17 protein-coding genes and 2 pseudogenes are annotated in these 19,722 nt (G+C 34.8%); 2 read left to right on the forward strand and 17 right to left on the reverse strand.

Features of this window, described 5'->3' with window-relative positions; genetic code table 11:
* Positions 1–472: 472 nt before the first annotated feature.
* The 7 genes and pseudogenes from PQF83_RS09490 to PQF83_RS09520 all read right to left on the reverse strand — a co-directional run bounded on the left by PQF83_RS09490 (position 473) and on the right by PQF83_RS09520 (position 7,773).
* Positions 473–2,062, reverse strand: a complete 1,590-nt coding sequence (locus PQF83_RS09490; protein WP_000913800.1) for a bifunctional metallophosphatase/5'-nucleotidase — start codon at positions 2,060–2,062, stop codon at positions 473–475.
* A 548-nt stretch (positions 2,063–2,610) separates the two neighbouring features.
* A complete protein-coding gene (locus PQF83_RS09495; RefSeq protein ID WP_000392242.1) occupies positions 2,611–4,251 on the reverse strand; it encodes a catalase in 1,641 nt (546 codons plus the stop codon).
* A gap of 113 nt (positions 4,252–4,364) precedes the next feature.
* Positions 4,365–4,538: pseudogene (locus PQF83_RS09500) on the reverse strand (alpha/beta fold hydrolase); the annotation flags it as partial.
* A 63-nt stretch (positions 4,539–4,601) separates the two neighbouring features.
* A complete protein-coding gene (locus PQF83_RS09505; RefSeq protein ID WP_000388894.1) occupies positions 4,602–5,552 on the reverse strand; it encodes a magnesium transporter CorA family protein in 951 nt (316 codons plus the stop codon).
* A 305-nt stretch (positions 5,553–5,857) separates the two neighbouring features.
* A complete protein-coding gene (locus tag PQF83_RS09510) occupies positions 5,858–6,883 on the reverse strand; it encodes a ParM/StbA family protein (protein ID WP_000839467.1) in 1,026 nt (341 codons plus the stop codon).
* 35 nt (positions 6,884–6,918) lie between these two features.
* Positions 6,919–7,311 (reverse strand): hypothetical protein, encoded by a 393-nt coding sequence (locus PQF83_RS09515; RefSeq protein WP_000683204.1) that lies wholly within the window; start codon positions 7,309–7,311, stop codon positions 6,919–6,921.
* Positions 7,312–7,386: 75 nt separating this feature from the next.
* Positions 7,387–7,773, reverse strand: coding sequence for a general stress protein (locus PQF83_RS09520; RefSeq protein WP_000549423.1), 387 nt, complete (start codon positions 7,771–7,773; stop codon positions 7,387–7,389).
* Positions 7,774–7,892: 119 nt separating this feature from the next.
* On the opposite strand from PQF83_RS09520, the gene PQF83_RS09525 reads away from it, so the two are divergent.
* Positions 7,893–8,012 (forward strand): acyl dehydratase, encoded by a 120-nt coding sequence (locus PQF83_RS09525; protein WP_073535848.1) that lies wholly within the window; start codon positions 7,893–7,895, stop codon positions 8,010–8,012.
* Between the two features lie 100 nt (positions 8,013–8,112).
* Here the strand turns inward: PQF83_RS09525 and PQF83_RS09530 are convergent.
* A pseudogene (locus PQF83_RS09530) lies at positions 8,113–8,411 on the reverse strand (alpha/beta hydrolase); the annotation flags it as partial.
* A 114-nt stretch (positions 8,412–8,525) separates the two neighbouring features.
* A complete protein-coding gene (locus PQF83_RS09535) occupies positions 8,526–8,855 on the reverse strand; it encodes a hypothetical protein (protein ID WP_001088220.1) in 330 nt (109 codons plus the stop codon).
* Between the two features lie 300 nt (positions 8,856–9,155).
* On the opposite strand from PQF83_RS09535, the gene PQF83_RS09540 reads away from it, so the two are divergent.
* On the forward strand, positions 9,156–9,521 hold the full coding sequence (locus tag PQF83_RS09540; protein ID WP_000714884.1) for a YxeA family protein: 366 nt from the start codon (positions 9,156–9,158) through the stop codon (positions 9,519–9,521).
* 87 nt (positions 9,522–9,608) lie between these two features.
* Here the strand turns inward: PQF83_RS09540 and PQF83_RS09545 are convergent, their stop codons facing one another.
* The 8 genes from PQF83_RS09545 to PQF83_RS09580 all read right to left on the reverse strand — a co-directional run bounded on the left by PQF83_RS09545 (position 9,609) and on the right by PQF83_RS09580 (position 19,719).
* Positions 9,609–10,319 carry an alpha/beta hydrolase gene (locus PQF83_RS09545; protein ID WP_000758802.1) on the reverse strand — a complete coding sequence of 237 codons (711 nt, stop codon included), beginning with the start codon at positions 10,317–10,319 and terminating at the stop codon, positions 9,609–9,611.
* Between the two features lie 103 nt (positions 10,320–10,422).
* Positions 10,423–10,878, reverse strand: coding sequence for a TspO/MBR family protein (locus PQF83_RS09550; RefSeq protein WP_000749750.1), 456 nt, complete (start codon positions 10,876–10,878; stop codon positions 10,423–10,425).
* 131 nt (positions 10,879–11,009) lie between these two features.
* A complete protein-coding gene (locus PQF83_RS09555; RefSeq protein ID WP_001179941.1) occupies positions 11,010–12,440 on the reverse strand; it encodes a cryptochrome/photolyase family protein in 1,431 nt (476 codons plus the stop codon).
* Positions 12,441–12,525: 85 nt separating this feature from the next.
* Positions 12,526–13,038, reverse strand: coding sequence for a hypothetical protein (locus tag PQF83_RS09560; protein ID WP_000095514.1), 513 nt, complete (start codon positions 13,036–13,038; stop codon positions 12,526–12,528).
* A 78-nt stretch (positions 13,039–13,116) separates the two neighbouring features.
* A complete protein-coding gene (locus PQF83_RS09565; protein ID WP_000027415.1) occupies positions 13,117–15,741 on the reverse strand; it encodes a DUF2309 domain-containing protein in 2,625 nt (874 codons plus the stop codon).
* The gene (locus PQF83_RS09570; RefSeq protein WP_000908894.1) at positions 15,741–17,273 is read right to left on the reverse strand and encodes an NADH dehydrogenase subunit 5; all 1,533 of its coding nucleotides are present in this window, start codon (positions 17,271–17,273) and stop codon (positions 15,741–15,743) included. Before PQF83_RS09570 ends, PQF83_RS09565 begins: the two co-directional genes overlap by 1 nt.
* Before the next feature lie 642 nt (positions 17,274–17,915).
* Positions 17,916–18,278 (reverse strand): DUF2294 domain-containing protein, encoded by a 363-nt coding sequence (locus tag PQF83_RS09575; protein WP_000798157.1) that lies wholly within the window; start codon positions 18,276–18,278, stop codon positions 17,916–17,918.
* A gap of 352 nt (positions 18,279–18,630) precedes the next feature.
* Entirely contained in the window at positions 18,631–19,719 is a 1,089-nt protein-coding gene (locus PQF83_RS09580; protein WP_001997784.1) for a GerAB/ArcD/ProY family transporter, read from the reverse strand.
* Between the last annotated feature and the right edge of the window lie 3 nt (positions 19,720–19,722).

A 19,722-nucleotide genomic window follows, 5' to 3' on the forward strand; every position in this document is an offset into this window, starting at 1 on the left:
TTTTAAAGGTATTTTCATGAAAATTTTGGTTAAAATATCCGTCATATCTATTCACTATCAATTAAGGCAGGATAAACTATGTATACAAAACCGCTAGAATTTCAAATAACTCATAAGTATATAACTACTAAAACAAACCAATTAACCCCTTATTGTCAAAACATAATTTATATAAAGTGAAACTTTAATCAGTGGGGGTTTTGTTCATCCCCCACCTAACTTCTTTGCTTCCACTGAATTTTGAGGTGGGGGTCTTACTGCCCGTTAAAGCGGGATAAATTGACCTTTTTTATCTTGGACAAAGATGTAGTTTTAACTGTTTGGATCATCTGATTTTAATGTTCCATAGGGGCCAAATTTACCGTCACTATTAATTGGTCACAGTAAGACGTTATTTCAAACCCACAAAAAATAGATTACCTGTACACTAAAAAGTACAGGTAATCTATTCGTTTTTGTGATTAATAAAAACCTAATTTATTTTTTGAATTCTTCCATCAATAATAGACTGAATTGGTTCTTTTGATTTTTTTATGTAATCTACTAATGCTTCAAAATCAGTTGGTCCTGTTTCAGCATCTTTACCGTTTTTAAAGGATACAAATCCATCTCCACCTGAAGCTAGAAATGCGTTCGCAACGACGCTATAAGTTTTTGAAGGGATAATTTCTTCTCCATTTGTTAGGCGCATACTTGTTACTTTTTCTCCATTAGGTTTGTTTGCATCCCAAGTGTATTGGATCCCAGAAATTTGAAGCATTCTTGTTATGTCTTTTTGCCATTGTTGATTTAAAATATCACGAATATCTTGACCCGTTAAATTTACTTTTATTAATTGATTTCCGAATGGTTGAATACCATATATCTCTCCCCATGTAATATCACCAGCATCTAAGTCATTACGAATACCACCAGGATTCATAAGTGCAATTTGAGATTGCATTGTTGCACGCTGGGCATCAGCAACTAAATTTCCAAGAGTAGATTCACCAGCCGTATTTAGTTTGCGATCTAGTGGAGCAATAGACTTACCTACAACTTCATTAACAAGAGGTGCGATTTTTGCTTGATATTTCTCCATCTTCTTCTTTATTTTTTTATCAGGCTCCATGCCTTCATGGTAAGTTGTAACAATTTCTGCTTTTTTCTCAACAATATCTTGTGTTTTACGATCAATCTTTACATCAACATCAGCAAAAGCCATACCGTAAGAATTTGCTTGTACGACAAGTTTATTATTAACAGTTCCATTTACATAAGTGTGGCTATGCCCACCAAAAATAACATCGACTTCTGGATCAGTCTCATTTGCTAATCGGACGATATCACCATTTGTTACGCCGTTCCCATCTGTTGTCCCCCCGTTATGTGCAAGAACAACGATAGATTTAACGCCTAGTTTTTTTAATTGCTTTACGGATTTGTTAATAGCTTCAACTTCATCTGTAATTTCTACATTCTTTAGCATAGTAGGCATAACAAGGTTAGGCACATCCGTTGTTACGACTCCGATAAATCCAACAGGAACTCCTTGTACCTTTTTTATAGTGAATGGTGGTAAAAATAAACGACCAGTGGATTTATTATAGAAATTTGCGGCAACATATGGGAATTTTGCTCCTTTAAATTTCCCTGTTTTCTCATGGTATCCACCATAAATAAGGCGGTTCATTTCTTCAACACCTTCATCAAATTCATGATTTCCTATTGTTCCAACATCGAATTTCAAATCATTTAGAAATTCAATGGTAGGTTCGTCTTGTAATAATGCTGAAACAGGAGTACTTGCTCCAACAACATCGCCAGCATGTACTTTTAATGTATTCGGATTTTGTTTTTCACGATCGCGTAAATAAGCCCCTAAGTACTCGATTCCCCCTGCATCTTTATTGTTAATTTTTTTTACTGTGTCTAGTTGCCCATGAAAATCGTTAATCCCGAGCATTTGCACATCTATGTAGCGGTTTGGTTCTGTACTTGCTTGGGCTGAAGGCACAGCGAATACACTAGTAAAAGTAACTGTACTTAATGCTAAAGCAACTGGAATGATTTTTTTCAACATAAAATTTCTCTCCCCTAATAATTAAAATCTTACATAATACGATGTTATTTTAATATATTAAGAGGATTATTTCTATAAAAATTCTACTAATTATAAAAATTAATAAGATTTTATCGTTTTCTGACAAAAACATTTCTTTATTTTGAGGATTATTCAAAATATTATTTTGATAGTAATATAGCAATCCACCTAAGAAACCTAAAAAACTCTAATCCATAAATTTTAGCTGTTAAGAAGCATATTCAATTCGAAACTAATAGAGATTTATCAACCTAACATTTCAATATCAACATTTAAAAATGAGCAAAAATTTCGTTATAGAAGATTTCGATTCTTTAAATTGGTTACAGTGGTGCACTACGCCGCATTCAAAAAGATGCTCCTGGATTTATCCAAGAGCATCTTTTTGAAACTTTATTTTTTATTTGTTTATGAACTATCTTATGATATTTAGTACTTCTCATATAAAAAAACATTTTAACAATCATATGGAAGGCTACCTAACTATTTTCACGGAATCTCTAGGTATTCTACTGTGCTCACTTCAATTAATAAGCATCTGATTCATGGCTTTTCTTTACTGCATCTTTTGTTGCTTCGTTTGCAGCTAATGAACCTTGGCCATATTTTGATTTACTTACTTCGCGGCCTGGAAGTTTGTTTTCCGTTTTAGCTTCTTTCATTTTCTTTTCAATACCTTCTTTAACACGACGGCCATAATCTTCATCAGCTTGTGTGAAGTGTTCAATCATCGCATTCTGAATTCTTTTGTCACATACTGCAAGTGCTTCAGATAGATTTTTAACCAACTCATTTCGTTCCCACTCCTCAAAACTACGATACGTGTGACCTGCTTGACCATAATTATTAGGACGATCGATTGGTGCACTCATAGCAGCCGCATTGTAAGTTGGTTGGTGTGGATGGTGCTTTTCTTGTTTTGCATCTTTATAACCACCCAGCATAGATGGCTCATAGTTAATATGCGGATTTTCTCCAGACTCTTTCGGATTACGCATATCCATTTGACCACGATGTTGATTTGTACGAACAGGTGCTTTAGGTGCATTAACAGGTAATTGTAGATAGTTTGCACCAACGCGGTAACGTTGCGTATCTGAATAAGAGAAAGTACGACCTTGTAGCATTTTATCGTCTGAGAAGTCCATGCCATCAACAAGTACTCCTGTACCAAAAGCAGCTTGTTCAATCTCTGAATGGTAATCAACTGGATTACGATCAAGAACCATACGTCCTACTGGTAACCAGGGGAACTGCTCCTCTGGCCAAAGCTTCGTATCATCAAGAGGATCAAAATCGAGTTCTGGATGATAATCATCCTCCATAATTTGTACAAATAGCTCCCACTCTGGATAATCTTTGCGCTCAATTGCTTCATATAAATCTTGTGTTGCATGACTAACATTCATTGCTTGAATACTGTTTGCATCTTCTTGTGTTAAATTTCGAATTCCCTGCTTCGGCTCCCAGTGATATTTCACCAATACCGCTTCGCCTTTTTCATTTACCCATTTATAAGTGTTTACACCAGATCCCTGCATATGGCGATATGTTGCTGGAATACCCCATGGAGAAAATAAAAATGTAATCATATGCGTTGCCTCCGGGGTACGAGAAACAAAATCAAACATTCTCTGAGGATTCGCCACATTCGAAACCGGATCAACCTTAAACGCATGAATCATATCTGGGAACTTCATCGCATCACGAATAAAGAAAATTTTTAAATTATTCCCTACTAAATCCCAGTTACCATCTTCCGTATACATTTTCACTGCAAAGCCTCGTGGATCCCTTGCTGTTTCTGGTGAGTCCTTAGCTCCAGCTACTGTAGAAAAACGAACCATTAACGGTGTTTTTTTGCCAGCCCCCGAAAACACTTTCGCACGAGTATATTTTTCTACCGGCTCATCTCCAACTTTTCCATACGTTTCAAAATACCCAAATGCTCCAGCTCCTCGCGCATGTACTACACGTTCTGGAACCTCTTCTCGATCAAAATGAGAAATTTTTTCGATGAAATGATAATTTTCAAGTGTTGCTGGACCACGATTCCCAATTGTTCGGATATTTTGATTATCCTTCACAGGGTGCCCCTGTCGTGTTGTCAATGTCTCACGTTTCACGTCTTGTTCATCTAGAGAATTCATGTCCTGGTTTTCTTCCATAATTGAAAACCTCCTCAAAATTATTCACCTTTAGGTATTTCCATTTATTAGAAAAAATATGATGGAATTGCAAATTATTTATCATGTATCAATTAACAATGATATAGTTTTAATCAGTCCTTTAAGAATAATAGGAGTGCTTCATGTGTTAATTTCCCACTATATTCAAATGGTACAGTTGCATCTGGATCACCATGAATAACAAGGGTAGGTATATTAATCTTGGCTAAATCGCCTCTGAAGTCTGTTTTGCTAAAAGCAGCGATATCTCTATTGTAAAATCGAAATGATACTACCCCAATTAATAAATATTACTAACCGTATATCTATCATATATTTTATAAACAAGATTAATTAGATTTAAAAAAGGATTTCTTTTTCTTTACTCGTAATAAGTCACCTGTCCATCCTTTCACTCTCATATACAAATACATACCACCTGTTGTGAAAATAATAAATAAGAGAGCAATTAAATAGCTATATTTCCATTCTAGTTCAGGCATATATTTAAAATTCATCCCCCACAATGCTCCTAAGGCCGTCAAAGGCGTACTTACAGCAGTTAATACAGTAAGAGCTTTCATAATCTCATTCCCACGATGTGAAGAAACAACTTCTTGTAAATGAATCATCGTGTCCAATTCTTCTTGGTACTCTTTAACAAGTTGTAATCCACGCTCTAATTTTACGTTTGTTTGCTTATAACAAAGAGTGTTTGTTAAGTTTTCTAACCAAGCTTCTTTCAGGCCTTGTAACACTTCTTGTATTAAGCGAAACACATGTGTGTTCATAAATAGTTCATGACGAATATGATAAATTCTTTCTAAAACTGCTATGTTATTATGATGATAAAAATCCCATAATACATTCCTAAAATTGTTTTCGAAATAGTCAACCTTTCGCAAGTAGTGAGATATAAAGATTGATAAGATAGCACATAATCCTTCAGCGGAACTATTACAATTTTTCACACTAAAAGAGGAATTATGTATTAATTTTTGGAAATCCTCTTCCTCTTTTTCCTGGACCGTTATGAGTATTCCATGAGCTACGAAATAATGAAGAAATTTTTGAATTTTGGCGTCCTTTTTATCTTGATCAAATAAAAACGAACCATATACACAAGTTTGACTTGATGATAACGTATAAACATATAATCCATTTTCACAAGGAGAACTTATTTTCTTTATAAATTGAGAGAAATAAGATGTTACATCACGAGGAATTATAGAAGAAAGTTTTTCAAGCTCACTAGTTTTCACATGATACCAACTCCATTTCGGCATTTTTATGCATTCCATATTATTCTTCCTTTCTGAACAGTTTTATGTTTGATCGAATCATATCCGTAATATGAAATTTGTATGTAGGTATTCATGTCTTGGAGGAAAAGTTTTTAGATCAACTAAATTACAAAACAAATGGCATAGGAGGTCTTATTCTATTAAAAGGAAGACCCCCTATATATTAGCTATTTTTATTCTCAAATTTAAACATTTCCTCTATACAAGCACTTTTTATCTTTTCTTATAAAGCATTTTTTATATATGGAAAAGAAGCTACATAATTTGGCACGTCTATTCAACGAACTCCATTTCGGTCGTTATTATAATTTAGATTCATATACAGATTGATTGGTGATGTCGTCAAATACTTGACTTCCAATCATGTAGTATCCATGAAGTGCAGCCTCTTTCGAAGCGTCTACCATACGGAAAGAAGAAATTTCACCTTGTATTTTTTCAATTCGTTTTTTGTGGAGATCTACTATTCCTCCTGTCCAAATAATAGTGTCATACTGGTCTAACTTAAATTGTTCTTGTAATACACGCATAACGTCTTGGAAGTGTGCATCCAACTCTTTTTGAATCAAAGTATGAACCTGACTTGTCTGAGGATCTTCTTCTCGACCTCCATATCCTTTTTCTAATATGTTTGGCATATCGTTAATATGCAATTGATTACTTTCACCCGCATGATTCTGCACGATATTCTTAATATTTTTCAAAGGCTTGCTACATCCTAGTTCCGTCTCATAATGATTTAAAATGACATTCTGTTTCATATCTGTCATTTCTAATGTACGAAATCCACCATCAATAATTAAGATACGATCTTGTTCCTGAATGATTCCCTCTTTTAAGAAATAGGCATGTAAAGCGACCGGTTGCTGAAGAATTAAAGCATTTTCCACCGTAATAGTAATAAATTTCCCATCAATTTGCACAGAAGTTTCTTTTTTTAGTGCACGTTGTAATTGCTCATGCTGACTACCAAAATAAGTGACAGGAAGCCCGGTAACAACTAAAGGTAACACGACATTTTCTTTATAATCCTTTGCAATGCAACCAAATATTTGTTGTTTAAACCGTTCGCTTTCATAATAATTTTCTATTTCTTCGTCAAATGGAGGAAGCAATGAAGCGTCAGATTGATGCGCTTCATTTCCCATGTAGTATGCAAAGTCTAAATCTATAAAACTTACCTTTGTTAAATCTTCACTTTCATCATGATTAGGTACAGGGGCTAGTGTGGAAGCTTCACTCTTAATCGTCACCTCAGAATCTACATCCTGTCGATATGCCCGCTTAGTAAAACCAATTCCTACATCAATTGCATACAGAGATTTCATACTTTCTTCCTCACTTTCTCTTTTTAGAATTAAATCTAAGCACTCTCTTCTTTCATATATTTCTTTTCATTTTTCGTTTTTTCTCCGTCTATGTCCTTACTGTTTTGATTTATTTCGTTATCCTTTTCATCTGTTTTCTTTTTGTTCGTTTCGTTTTCTGTTAAGTCTTTAATGGTAGAAATGACAACTGGTGTGGCTGTAAGCAGTTGTGGTAATGTTTGTTTTGCAACATTAGCTGCAGTTACAGAGAATTGTTTACTTGTTTCGGTTACCTTCTCCAATGTTTCCTTTATGTTTCCTTCTTGCAATTTTTCTTTTACGCTTTTTCCTTTTGTTTGTATCGCTTTCCGATTTTCCTTTTTTAATAAGGAGACTATAACTCCAGTCGTAATCCCAATCATAGCGTATTTAAATATTGTATGTTTCATTTTTTCTCACCCTTCTCCACTTTTATTTTCTTCCATGCTACAAGCTAAAATAATTACCTTACCTATTGCAATCTATTAGAGAGAATGATAGTTTTGCGGTTGCCTATCACTCGCCGTTAGTGTTTCATCTGTTACTAGGAGTAAAATTCTCCCTTGATCTAGTTTTTCTTCATATAAGTTAGCTTCCTCCTTCGACAACCCCATTTCCTCCATTTGATTCCGGAGTTCGTCCCCTTTTTTGGAGAAAAAGTTGATAATACTTGTGCCCAATCCTTGTTCTTTTACTCCAATCGTATTTATATTTGTATCATCCGCAATCTTTTTTGTTAGATGTTTTTCATGTGTTAAGACGTAAATGTCATCTTGGTGAATCCCTTGCAATTCTAGCTCTTTTACTTTCATAACTACTTCCTGTTCATTATCATATTCATGAACCACCGGTTTTCTTTCATTCTTATGCATCGTATTTTTCCTCCTTTAGATTTTTTATTTTCTTATTTAGTTGTTATGTAATATGTAATACACCTATTTTAAAGATGTTAAACCTAAATTTTCAAAAAACTTCACACAATAGGTTATTAATGTTTTTCAATATTAACGAGATGTCACGAGCACTTTCCTTTGATAGCAGTGTTACAAATAACGATTTGTTTGGAAGGCAAGCCCCTTATTTTATAGAAAAATTCTATTTAGAAAAATAAAAAACACTCCTTTTCAAAGAGTGTTTTTAAAAAATATAACCTAATAGTAATGTTTCTATTTTAATCGCAGAAAGAAAGTCTTTATTAAAACATATGGTTGCTAATTTAATTGCAATCTTCCTTGCACCCAAGCAGCAATATCATTTATAACATACTCGGGGATATTAGCATGACATAATATTCATCTGGTTTACTTATTTCCCCATCATCCTCTGTAAAGAAATGATTTAACTTTGGATATAGTCGATAATCAACGTTACCTCGTTCTTTTAGTTGTTCTTTCCAAAGAGGGATTTCGATTTTCGATTGAACTTGATAGTCTCGTTCTCCTTGAATAATAAAAAGCGGTGTCTTTTGTTCTTTTCACATTTCCACTGCTTTCATTTTACGTATAGAATCCTTACTTCACAGGATTTTTTGCTGTTTTCATTACATCCTTACTATACAAATGAAAATATACAATCATACTAAATATACAAACTTTGCATAAAAAAATGATTTTATAGTATCTTTTTAATATCCATGTCCACCTTGCCAGCCACCATGTCCGCCTTGCCAACCACCGTGTCCGCCCGGCCAACCACCATGTCCGCCTTGCCAACCACCATGTCCACCTTGCCAACCACCGTGTCCGCCTTGCCAACCACCGTGTCCGCCCGGCCAACCACCGTGTCCACCTTGCCAACCACCGTGTCCACCTTGCCAACCACCGTGCCCGCCTTGCCAACCACCATGCCCGCCTTGCCAACCACCGTGTCCACCTTGCCAACCACCGTGTCCACCCGGCCAACCACCGTGTCCGCCTTGCCACCAGCCTGCATAGCCTTGTCTCTGTGAGTTCATTCCTTCGCATCCCTTCTTATTAAAAGTTCAAATACTGTAACTGGGTATTCTCTAAATATAATTATGTATCCCAAAAATAAATGTATCCGCAAACATCCCGATTCTTGGTAAAGTAATTATCTAATGAAAAAAACATTTTCGCGGGATAAAAAATAATACGATTTGCATGAAAGAATAACCATACACTGTTATCCCTCCTTTAAACACCTATTTAAGAAAAACTTAAGAAATTCACTTCTAAATTCATAAGAATTTTTTCCTATACTTAAAATAAGTAATTTAACAAGAGGAGAAACGATCATGAAGAAATTTGTAATTTGCATAATAGGAATAGGTCTTCCTATATACTTACTACCTTTCATATTACGCGGGGATTTAGACAGATTTAATCCGATTGCTGAAGAAAAAAATGTATATGCGGTTGCGCAGGGGTATGGCATTCCAGATTATCATTATAAAGGCCGGGCTATTTACTCACTAAAAGGTGTCGATGAATTAAGCAATGAGAAAGAATATAAAGTGGGAACGAACACCCCTAATGATTTTATAAGAAAAACTTACTTGAAAATTCATGTAAAAGGAAAGTATGTGTATTCTTATGATCTTATCGCTGAAAAGGATATTCCGGAGAAAATAAGGGGACAATTGGAGATGGCAAATAAATAAAAGAGCCAATTCGTACGAGTTGGCTCTTTATTATCTCTCCCACCTATCGTTTAGAGAATTCTTTCGGTAGATTTATTAAATTCGTTATCATTGTTTCAATAGCCATTCTTCCATTACTTTCACTGTTTCATCTCGTTGTGCTTTTGGCGTAATTAAACTCGCATTATCACCTTTTTGCTCGCCATACATGCCAAAATGAGCATGATTGCCCCCTTTTATCATGTGCATAGTTGTATTTTTTGACATGAACTTTTTATTGTTCTCTATTTTTTCTACAGTTGCTAACGCATCTACTTCCCCATAAATTGATAACATCGGAATCGATTTCGTAGAAAAATCATCTGCAGGATAAGAACCTAAGAAAATGATTCCGTCTACCTTTTCTTCATGCTGAAAGGCATACTTAGAAATCATAGCTCCGCCCATTGAATGCCCCGCAACATACCATTTTTGAACTTCCGGATACTTTTCAATTACACTATCTACCTCATTGATTCCAAGTATCGCTAAGTTTAATGGTAATTTAGGCATTACTACAAAATGTCCATCTTTCGCAAGAGCTTCTCCTAAATAACTATAAGCCTCGGCTTCTACTTTCGCTCCTTGATAAAAAATAACACCTATTTTCGCATCTTTCTCTCCAAAAGCTATATAATCTTCATCTTTTTTATCATCTACTAACGACAAAGCCTCTTTCGTCGGTTTGTAACTAAACTGAGACCAAACAAAAAAACTAATACTTCCTATAAGTAAAATACCTAGTAAAGAGTACAGAATAATTTTTATCCATTTCTTCACAAAGATGACCTCCCTAAGATGTATATATTCTATATTTCAGATTACCATTCATACACATAAAAACTCGAGCATTTTTATTATGCTCAAGTTTTTATTTACGTCTTTAATTCATACTATAAATGGTCCAAGATAAATATGTAGCAAATGTAGTCCATAAAAAATACGGGATTAGCAACCATGCCGATACTTTAGATAAATTGGAAGAAAACATAATGAGAAGTAACGTAGTAATAGCGACTAGTAAACAATCTACTGTTGCTAAAAACAAATTCTTTTGGCTAAATTGAAAATAGCTGAACGCTTGATTGAATATATAATTTAAAAGGAATAAAAACCAAAATGTTTTTGGCTTGAATCCATAGTTGTTGTAAATAATTGTAACTGATAATGCAATAAGTCCAAATAATACAGCCCATATCATTCCGATTGTCATACCAGGAGGTGTCCAAGACGGCTTTTCTAACGCATCATACCAAGTACGATCAATAGGAAATAAAACACTAGAAACATAAAACAAACCATATGTTAGTAAAAATACTATAATACTAGATTTTTTCATAAACATTCTCCTTTTTAATAGAAGGTTTTAGAAACTCTATATGATTCGTATGCTCTTTCAATGAATACAACTTTAATACGTAAATAGACATTATAACCTGTACATATCAAATTCATATTGACTCGTGTATTTTATATAAATTCTTTCATACTTTTATATGCACAAAGGGCTCTCTCTCGTGCTGCCTTATGATCAACAACTGGCAAAGGGTATGTATCTCCTAGCTTTATATTGGCTTTTTGTAAAATATGCTCAGGTGCTTCCCACGGTTTATGTATATATTTATTAGGCATATCTCTTAATTCTGGTACCCATTTTCTTATATACTCCCCATCTTTATCAAACTTTTCACCTTGTGTGATCGGGTTAAAAATACGAAAGTACGGTGATGCATCTGCCCCACTTCCAGCAACCCATTGCCACCCCATTGTATTATTTGCAATATCAGCATCTAATAGTGTATCCATAAACCATTTGGCCCCTTCTTGCCACGGAATTAACAAATGCTTTACAAGAAAAGAAGCCACAGCCATTCTCGCTCGGTTATGCATAAAACCTGTTTGCCATAGTTCCCGCATTCCTGCATCAATAAACGGATAACCAGTTTCGCCCTTCTGCCATACTCTTAATAACTCCTCTTCATTATTCCACGGAAAATGTTCAAAGTTCTTATTAAGAGGTTTATATACTGTAAATGGATAATGATATAGCAAATAATAAGAAAACTCTCGCCAAATGAATTGACGTATAAAGCTATTCACTTGTTGTTCAAAAAGACTACATTGTTTTTCGTTACTTTTATTTATTAAGTAATGATACATTACCTTTACTGATATTTGACCAAATGAAAGATACGGTGCCAACATCGAATGAGCATTTTGATTTGGAAAATCCCTTCCTTCACTATAAGAGACTAATTTGCTAGAGAAAAATTTCTTGAATGTTTTGTATGCCCCTTCTTCTGTAGGCTCCCATATTGATTCCATATGAGATGTCCACGGTATAGTCGGCAACAAGTGTAATTCTGAAACAGATAAACTTGCTGGTAAAGAACTTCCCCATTTTATACTCTGCACTTTACTAATAGGTTTAGATATTACCTGCTTTTGAAATGCATTATAAAAAGGCGTAAAAACCTTATATTCAGTGTTATCTTTCTTTTTAATAATCCACGGTTCTAATAATAAATGCGAATTAAATTCCTTACAGGTAATACCTTTATCTTCTAACATCATTTTCATTTTTTGATTAAATTGTAATCTTTCCGGATCATAACAAATATTCCAATATACAGCCGTTATACCTAACTGTTTTATGAGAGAAAGTATTTCTTCCAGTATATTTCCTTTGCGGATTATTAAAGTAGATCCCAATGCCTCAAGTTGCCTCTTTACATCTATTATAGTATGGTGTAGCCACCACTTTGACGCACTTCCTATTGAAAAAGTTTCATCATATACATATAGCGGAAGAACCTCACCAGACTGAGCAGCTTCAAATAGAGCTGGGTTATCATATAAACGAAAATCTTTTTGAAACATAACGATGATTTTATTTTGCATGGCTACCTCTTCTGATTCTTAAAACATAATAAAATTTATTATACAACAGCGATTTATACATAAGAATTAATTTGTCTTTCATAAATTAGTTAACTTGTTCAACTACTTTATTAGCTGAAACTTTAACAACCGTTTCTTTTTCACCTGTTTTATCAATCATGAAGCCATGAACTTTAACATTAGAAGGCACTAACGGATGATGACGAATCATATCTATACTCTTCTCAATATTTTCACTAACATTTTCTTTTCCACTTAGCCATTCCTCAAGGCTACCACTTGAAAATTCAGGCATGCAATTTTCAAAGAGATAATCTAGTTCCTTGTTATTTTTTATGGAATCACGTTGAATTTGTAAATTAACTACATCTGTTTTTTTATCCTCTATTCCGACAACAAAAATTTCTTCCACATTTTCTTCATAAATAGCAATAATAATAGACCTCATTATATCTCCAAAAGGATGTACAATTACAGAATCACAGCTGTGTATAGTCAACATATTTTCTCGTTGAATGTTAGTTACTTGTTGGATAATAGGCTCTATTCCTTGTTCCATCTCTGTTAACAATAAAACCTTTTTATGCTTTGAACTCATATATAGCACTCCTTCTTCATGATTGTATTTATGAAACTTTTAAGCTAGTAACAATAGTTGATATGCATTACATGATTGCTACCAGTTTTTCCAGCGCCCCTCTGAATCAACACTTGCAAGTCTGACCCATCCATTTTGAACTTTTTCTCGAAATGTGAAATCATTATTTAGCAAACGTTCTATATATTTAGTAGGCGCTTGAATTACAATGAGTAAACGAAGTGGTGAGTGATACGTTTCACTATCTGACTGCATAACGGATTGCCAAGGTAAGCCTGATAACAAATCACTTGCATTTCCTTGCATAACACCGAGACCTGCCGTAACGGTTTGTGTTGTTTTGTTTCCACTACCATAATAATGAGGAGCTACAGTTGAAGCGTAATATTGTAGATTTATCCACTGCGCTACTGTTCCTGGTCCCGCTATGATGCTAGCTAATATATCGCCATTTTCATCCTGTTTCCAATCATAATTATGAAGGAAAGCCCTACCTTCTAAGTCACAATCCTGAGTCAATTCACGCTGCCCGATAATAAAAGATGCATTACGAGCTAATCCCCATTCCGGACGTATTTCACTCCAATCTTCTGCAAATCGATGTGCCTCTTTACTCGGATTTTTTATTTTCGTTTTAAAATTAGGTAATTGCGTTAAACGCTCTCTATTTGCCTCTTGGCTCACATTTGGCATAATCAACTCAATACAATCAAATGCTTCTTGCGCAGCTTCCGAAAGTTTTGGGACGTAAATCCATTCCAATTCATCCACGGTTGTTTTATGTTCAGCTGCTGCAAAAATGGTGTCCTCAGGAATTTTAATGCCTTCAGCAGACAACGCCTCTCTTACTTCTGGAAGGTTACATAAAGTAGCGAAAACTTTTGCATTAAACCCTCCCGCTGCTCCGCCACAAGCACCACACTCAAGCGCTGCGGCATAAGGATTGTTCGTACTTTGACTACTGTGTCCACACATTACAACTAAAGGAGCAAATTTTTCTGTCAGTCCCACCATTTTTAAAGCTTGACGCACATAGTTCACTTTTTCTTCTTTCGTAAAACCGATAGGTATCTCACATTTTGTATCATGGACATGATTAAGTGAGAATGTTGTATTAGGTTTTTGTAACATATTTTTACGAAGGTTACGAATGAAGCCACCTACTCTTCTTGGCACAAAACTCCTTGTTATCATTTGTAAACCAAGTAAAGGGCCACTTACCTCAGGTAATAGCATACTTGTTAGTACATTTTTTTTCATCGTCTTAAACGTATAACTTACTGAGCTGTCTATCTTCTTACGTTGCTCATAAGATTTATATTCATTTTCATCCGCGAGTTCTTTTATTTGATGTTTCGGTTTTAATATAACTGGCAAAGAAGGATGGCTGTTATTACTGCCTAGTTCAGTAGTCGCAATTGGTAACCCAAAGAAACCAGCTATTCCAAACGTTTCAAACGGACCTAATTTTTCAAGGTGGCGACGAAACGGTTCTGAACGTACATCAATACAAAATGCTAATTGAGCTAATACACGCTTTTTATCATTCGTTGCACGTTGTTTAGAAGCGATCTTCTCCCTTAATTGCTCTGCATGCGTCTGTTCCCAAGCTTCTAGCCAAAGTTTCTTGCGAGTATTTTCATCAAAGCGATAAGCGAATGCTAATAATTCACTTTGTTCAGTTGCAGACATTTGTAACCATTTCTCTACTGAAATATCCCCCCAATAGATCCAAGAAGCTATAAGTGGGACGATCGAAACTTTTTTCTCAACCTTTTGATTTTTCAAAGGTAAATACGGTTTTACAATGGCTAGCTCCATAGAAATTCGAACTGCTAAATATTGTATGAGAAGTTCCTGTTCCTCAATTGATTGTTGCGAGCGCCATCGTATCATTCCTGCCCATCCAGGCAAAGAAAGTAAGTGCCCTTCAAGGTAAGCTTGCCTATTAGATTCAGAAATTCCTAGTTCAGATAATGCTTTTGTTAAAGCTCCCTGGGCATCCTGTGGCCAATCTTTTAAAACTTTACGTTCAGTTTTACTAAGCGCTGGATCAAATGTAATAAGGTGATGCCACGCACGATACAAACCTTTCTCTCGGTTTGGCATCGTCCAACTTGATCCGGAGTCATCAAGATATAATTTACACCATTTAATAATATGGTAATTAAGAACATCTGATAGATTGTCACCCTTTTGATTCTCTATAAGTGAACTGATTGGTTGCATAGAAGAGTCTTCCATACTCCCTGTATTTATATAACTTATTTCTTCTGCTAATTTATTTAATTCTGGCGATGATAACAGACTAGAAGGTAATCTCTCTAACTTTAAAGCTTCTTGGCAAAAACGCTCTGCTGTCTCTCGCGGAATATGAAAAGATTGTGAATCAAGCCAACGAGACAAGCCTATTTGTAAAAATGATTCCTCAATCTCCCCTTTCACCTTTGCCGAATGAATCATGGAGGCACTAGGATATATATCTACATTACGAGCTTCTTTTAACCAATCTGCAACTTGTTCAAATGATTGTTTTTCAAGTCCCATCCAAGGGTGATGAGCTGCAAAGGTTGAGATAGGCCAAAGTGGTGCAATCACTCGGCTAGCAGATTCAACTAAATCATTCATATTCTTTTCTTGTATTTCAATTTTTGTATCTTTCTTTTTTAAAGTTTCTTTCGTTACGATTGACTGTATGCTCATCACTGATTACCTCCCTTTGATACATCATGTTTCAGATAGCTTGGATGACTTTCTACTGACTTTTGTCTCGCTTCACCTACTCGAACGAACCAAAGATACATTACAGCAAATATTGTAGAAGATTGATTACGAGTAACGAGAGTACTAATAACACTACCAAATAATAAGAGACTTATAACAAAAATAACTGCTGGAGCTGAAGGTTGAACATTTTGATACATGTCAGTATGCAACCATTTATAAAGAGAGTTATGAACGGTAAAGTAAATGAGAGAAAATCCACTCAAAACAATTAAGCCAGCAATTCTTCCCATTCTTCCCTCTCCAAAAACAACAAGCTGTTTCCATGAAACGTATAATGACCAACCTAAGATGAACGCACTAACGAATTGATACCCCTCTCCAGAAGTCATAAACCAGAAAGCAATTGCTATAAATAATCCGAAAACACGTCCGACTATCATCCATAAATTGGACATCTTTTCATTAGATTGCTTCACTCCCTCAAAACGTTGTACGGAAGAACCAGCTTGTAAAAACAGTGTGGCTTTAAATAAACCGTGTAAAATTAAATGAATAACAGCTGCTAAATACGCTCCTAATGCGCATTGAATCAGCATAAACCCCATTTGTGCAATAGTGGATCCTACTAGCTGACGTTTATAATCAACTTGGACTAAACTAATTCCTGTTCCTATTAAGACAGAAATACTAGAGAAAATGAGTAAAATGATTTGTGCAATATCATCATGAAAAAGAGGTGAAAATCTAGTTAACATGATACCACCAGCATTTACTAAACCCGCATGCATAATAGCAGAAACAGGAGTTGGAGCAACAGCTGATTCAATTAACCATCTTTGAAAAGGCCATTGTGCTGCTGGAATCATCACAGCTACTATAATCAATAAGTTAATTCCTGTTTTCTCCAATGTTCCAAATTGAGCTACATTTTCATTCGTTACAACTGATGTTAACTGCCACTGTCCAGTTATTTGAAACAGCCAGATGATAGCTGCTAGCAAGGCAATCCAACTTATTGTAAATAAATAGCCTGAGATTTTTGTTGCTTCACTAACTACCTTCCACCCTTTATTTAGCCCGATGAGTAAAACCAATCCTATAAGTGTTGCTCCCCAACACATAATCATGAAGCGAAGATCATCACTTAACCATGCAACTGAAGATACCCCTGTAGTAAATGTAAAAAGTGCAAAGTATTTTCGATAGGAGCGATCTCCCATTAAGTAACGTACAGAGAAACGCTGAATGATTAAACCAATTGCAAGAACGAAGAAAGCCATGAACCAAGCTAAAGTATCTAAATGCCAAGGCCCCACAACTCTATCTCCATTGTGATTAACAAGTGCAAGTAAAGAAACTAATGAAGGCAAAGCAGCGATACCAATATGGATATGAACAAAACGTAAAGGCATCCTTGCATGTAAAAACAATAATCCACTTAGCCAAGAAGCACTAAGCGCGATAAAAAATAATGTTAACAGTGTTGATGAACTTAGCGAAATTAACATGTAAAATACTCCCTTCCAAACGAAAATAACCTATAAAAATTCCTTTTCATTACGATAGTTTTTTTAATTTCAATTTTTATTCACTCTTTTTCGTACATCGTTTTTCCCATAAAAAAAACCGACAACTTCCATAATTCAATGATTTTATATCATCATTGAATTATGGAGATTGTCGGTTTCCCTTCAACTAACTTCAATAAAGTTTTTTGAAGAGCTCCCATTTTATAGAGGATAGTAATATATGTATTACTCCTATGAAAAATAACAGTATATCTCTGATCTCCTAGATTATGCAATCAATATATCAATTTATGTTATGCGCTATCTTTTCATTAAGAAACTTTTTCATTTAGTCAATATTACATATTAAAAAAATGCTAAAGCCTTAATTATAGCAAACAGTTAAAATAAGCATCTATTAATTTTTAAAACAATTATAAGATAAACCATATTAAGCAGTTTGTCAATTTATTTATCCGTTTTGCGAATCAAAATTCATTATACATAAATAATTTCAAGTTTTCTTGTTTTCTAATCATTACCTTGTTAATAAGATAAAATAAAGTACACAACTTGTAGATTTCTTAATTACCTCACTGCATTTTTAGTGTATCTTCCACTAACCCTAAGTTGTTTTTTATTTTAAAACTTTTCCTCAAGATTATGAAACAATTTAAAAATCATTACTCGTTCACCAGTACGAGAACTTATATCCGTATGAAAACTTTTTACTTCTTCTCCAGTTAATTCTAGTATAATCTCTTTCAAATCGTCAATTCCAGATTCAACTAGCTCCGAACGATTTTTCTTTATCGTTAGCATACCGTCTTTCGTTTCGCAAACAGTATACTCAGCCGGTGTTAAAATACCTTGTAAATTTACGATAATCATATCTCGTAATATATCTGTCTTAACGGATATAGACCCGCGTCCTAGGTAGTCCTTTTCCCAGTGCGTAATTGCTTTACTTATCTCTGACTCAATAGAGCCTTTTGAGTTTTTCATTTATGTATCCTCCTTCAATAAAATAAATTTACAATAACAATATAATAATCTGGATTGATTTTATTTTCAATTATTGAGAACAATTTGTAGGAATCGTTGTAGGGTATCCTTTAGGATTAAAATAAGTTTTTATATTGCAATATATGTTTTTTTGATTATCCCAAATAAGCTACTCTTACTATAAGGACTCTGTTGCATACATTTCTAAAAAGGACATTCCGGAGAAAATAAGATATCTATTATAACGTAATATACAAATAAAAAAGCCTACGCTGGTGAGTAGGCTCGTTCTCTTTTTATTTTAGTCAAAAAGCTATACATACCTTCATTCGAACACATTACCAGATTAGGTTTATGCATATTTCCTTCGAATTTTCCCAACCACCAATAACAGAAAGGGAATTCCAAACATGTAAACCGGAAATGCAACTGGAATCACAAAAAATAGGTAGTAATAATGAGTAAATGTTTGGATATTTTTAACTGATACAGCTATGATGAACGAAATAGGAGCAAGAACCAAAGCTACTTTTCGCCAATCCTTTAAATGAAATATTTGTGCTGTTCCATAACAAGCGATAAACATGTATAACGCCAGTTTAACAAAAATACTAAAAAACCAAATAATCACTATCAAAATATCTACATTTTGAATGAACTCCATGACGGATATGTACCGACTCAAATCGTAAACCGGATACAAAAAACTTGAAGATAGATTCGGACCGAATGTTAAAATGACCGCTAATGTTCCGATCGTTACCATGAAAACGGCCAGTCCTACTCCCCACATTGCCCGCGATGACGCTTGTTCTGGTTTGTCCATAAAGAAAACGAACATCATCATCATGACAGCCTCCCCGAAAAATGCAGCTACAGGAGTATAGGAGCCTTTAAGTATGGGAAGCCATCCAGAATCATGATAAATAGGCCGCATATAATCCCAATTCATATTGCCAATATTCAAAATGATTACAAACGTTATCATTAAAAGTACAATTGGCCCTATAATTTCACTTAAACGTCCAATCCCCTCCACCCCGCCTTGGTAAATAATAAAAATGAGCAATAACATCGCAGTCAAGACAATAACCCACAAAGGTGTATTATGAAACAAAGCGATAATAATGAACTCACCAAATTCACGGACGGTTATCCAAATTATCATGTACCATCCAAAGAAGTAAGGAATCAGCAGCAGCTTTCCTAGCCATTTACCAAGAATGGTTTGACTAAATTCAATTAGCGTTTGTTTCGGATAGAGCGAACCAAGTGTAGTTGCCAAAAAAGTAAGAACAACCCCTATCCCCCCTGCAATCAAGATCGAAATCCACGCATCTTGTTTGGCAGTGCGAATCGTCGCTGGAATAACTAGAAGGAGTGATTGTCCCACTTCAAATGTGAACATCATCCAAAAGATTTGCCTGCCAGAGATTTTCATTGA

It is taken from the genome of Bacillus sp. FF-1 (assembly GCF_028548245.1).
GTDB classification, from domain to species: Bacteria; Bacillota; Bacilli; order Bacillales; family Bacillaceae_G; genus Bacillus_A; species Bacillus_A paranthracis.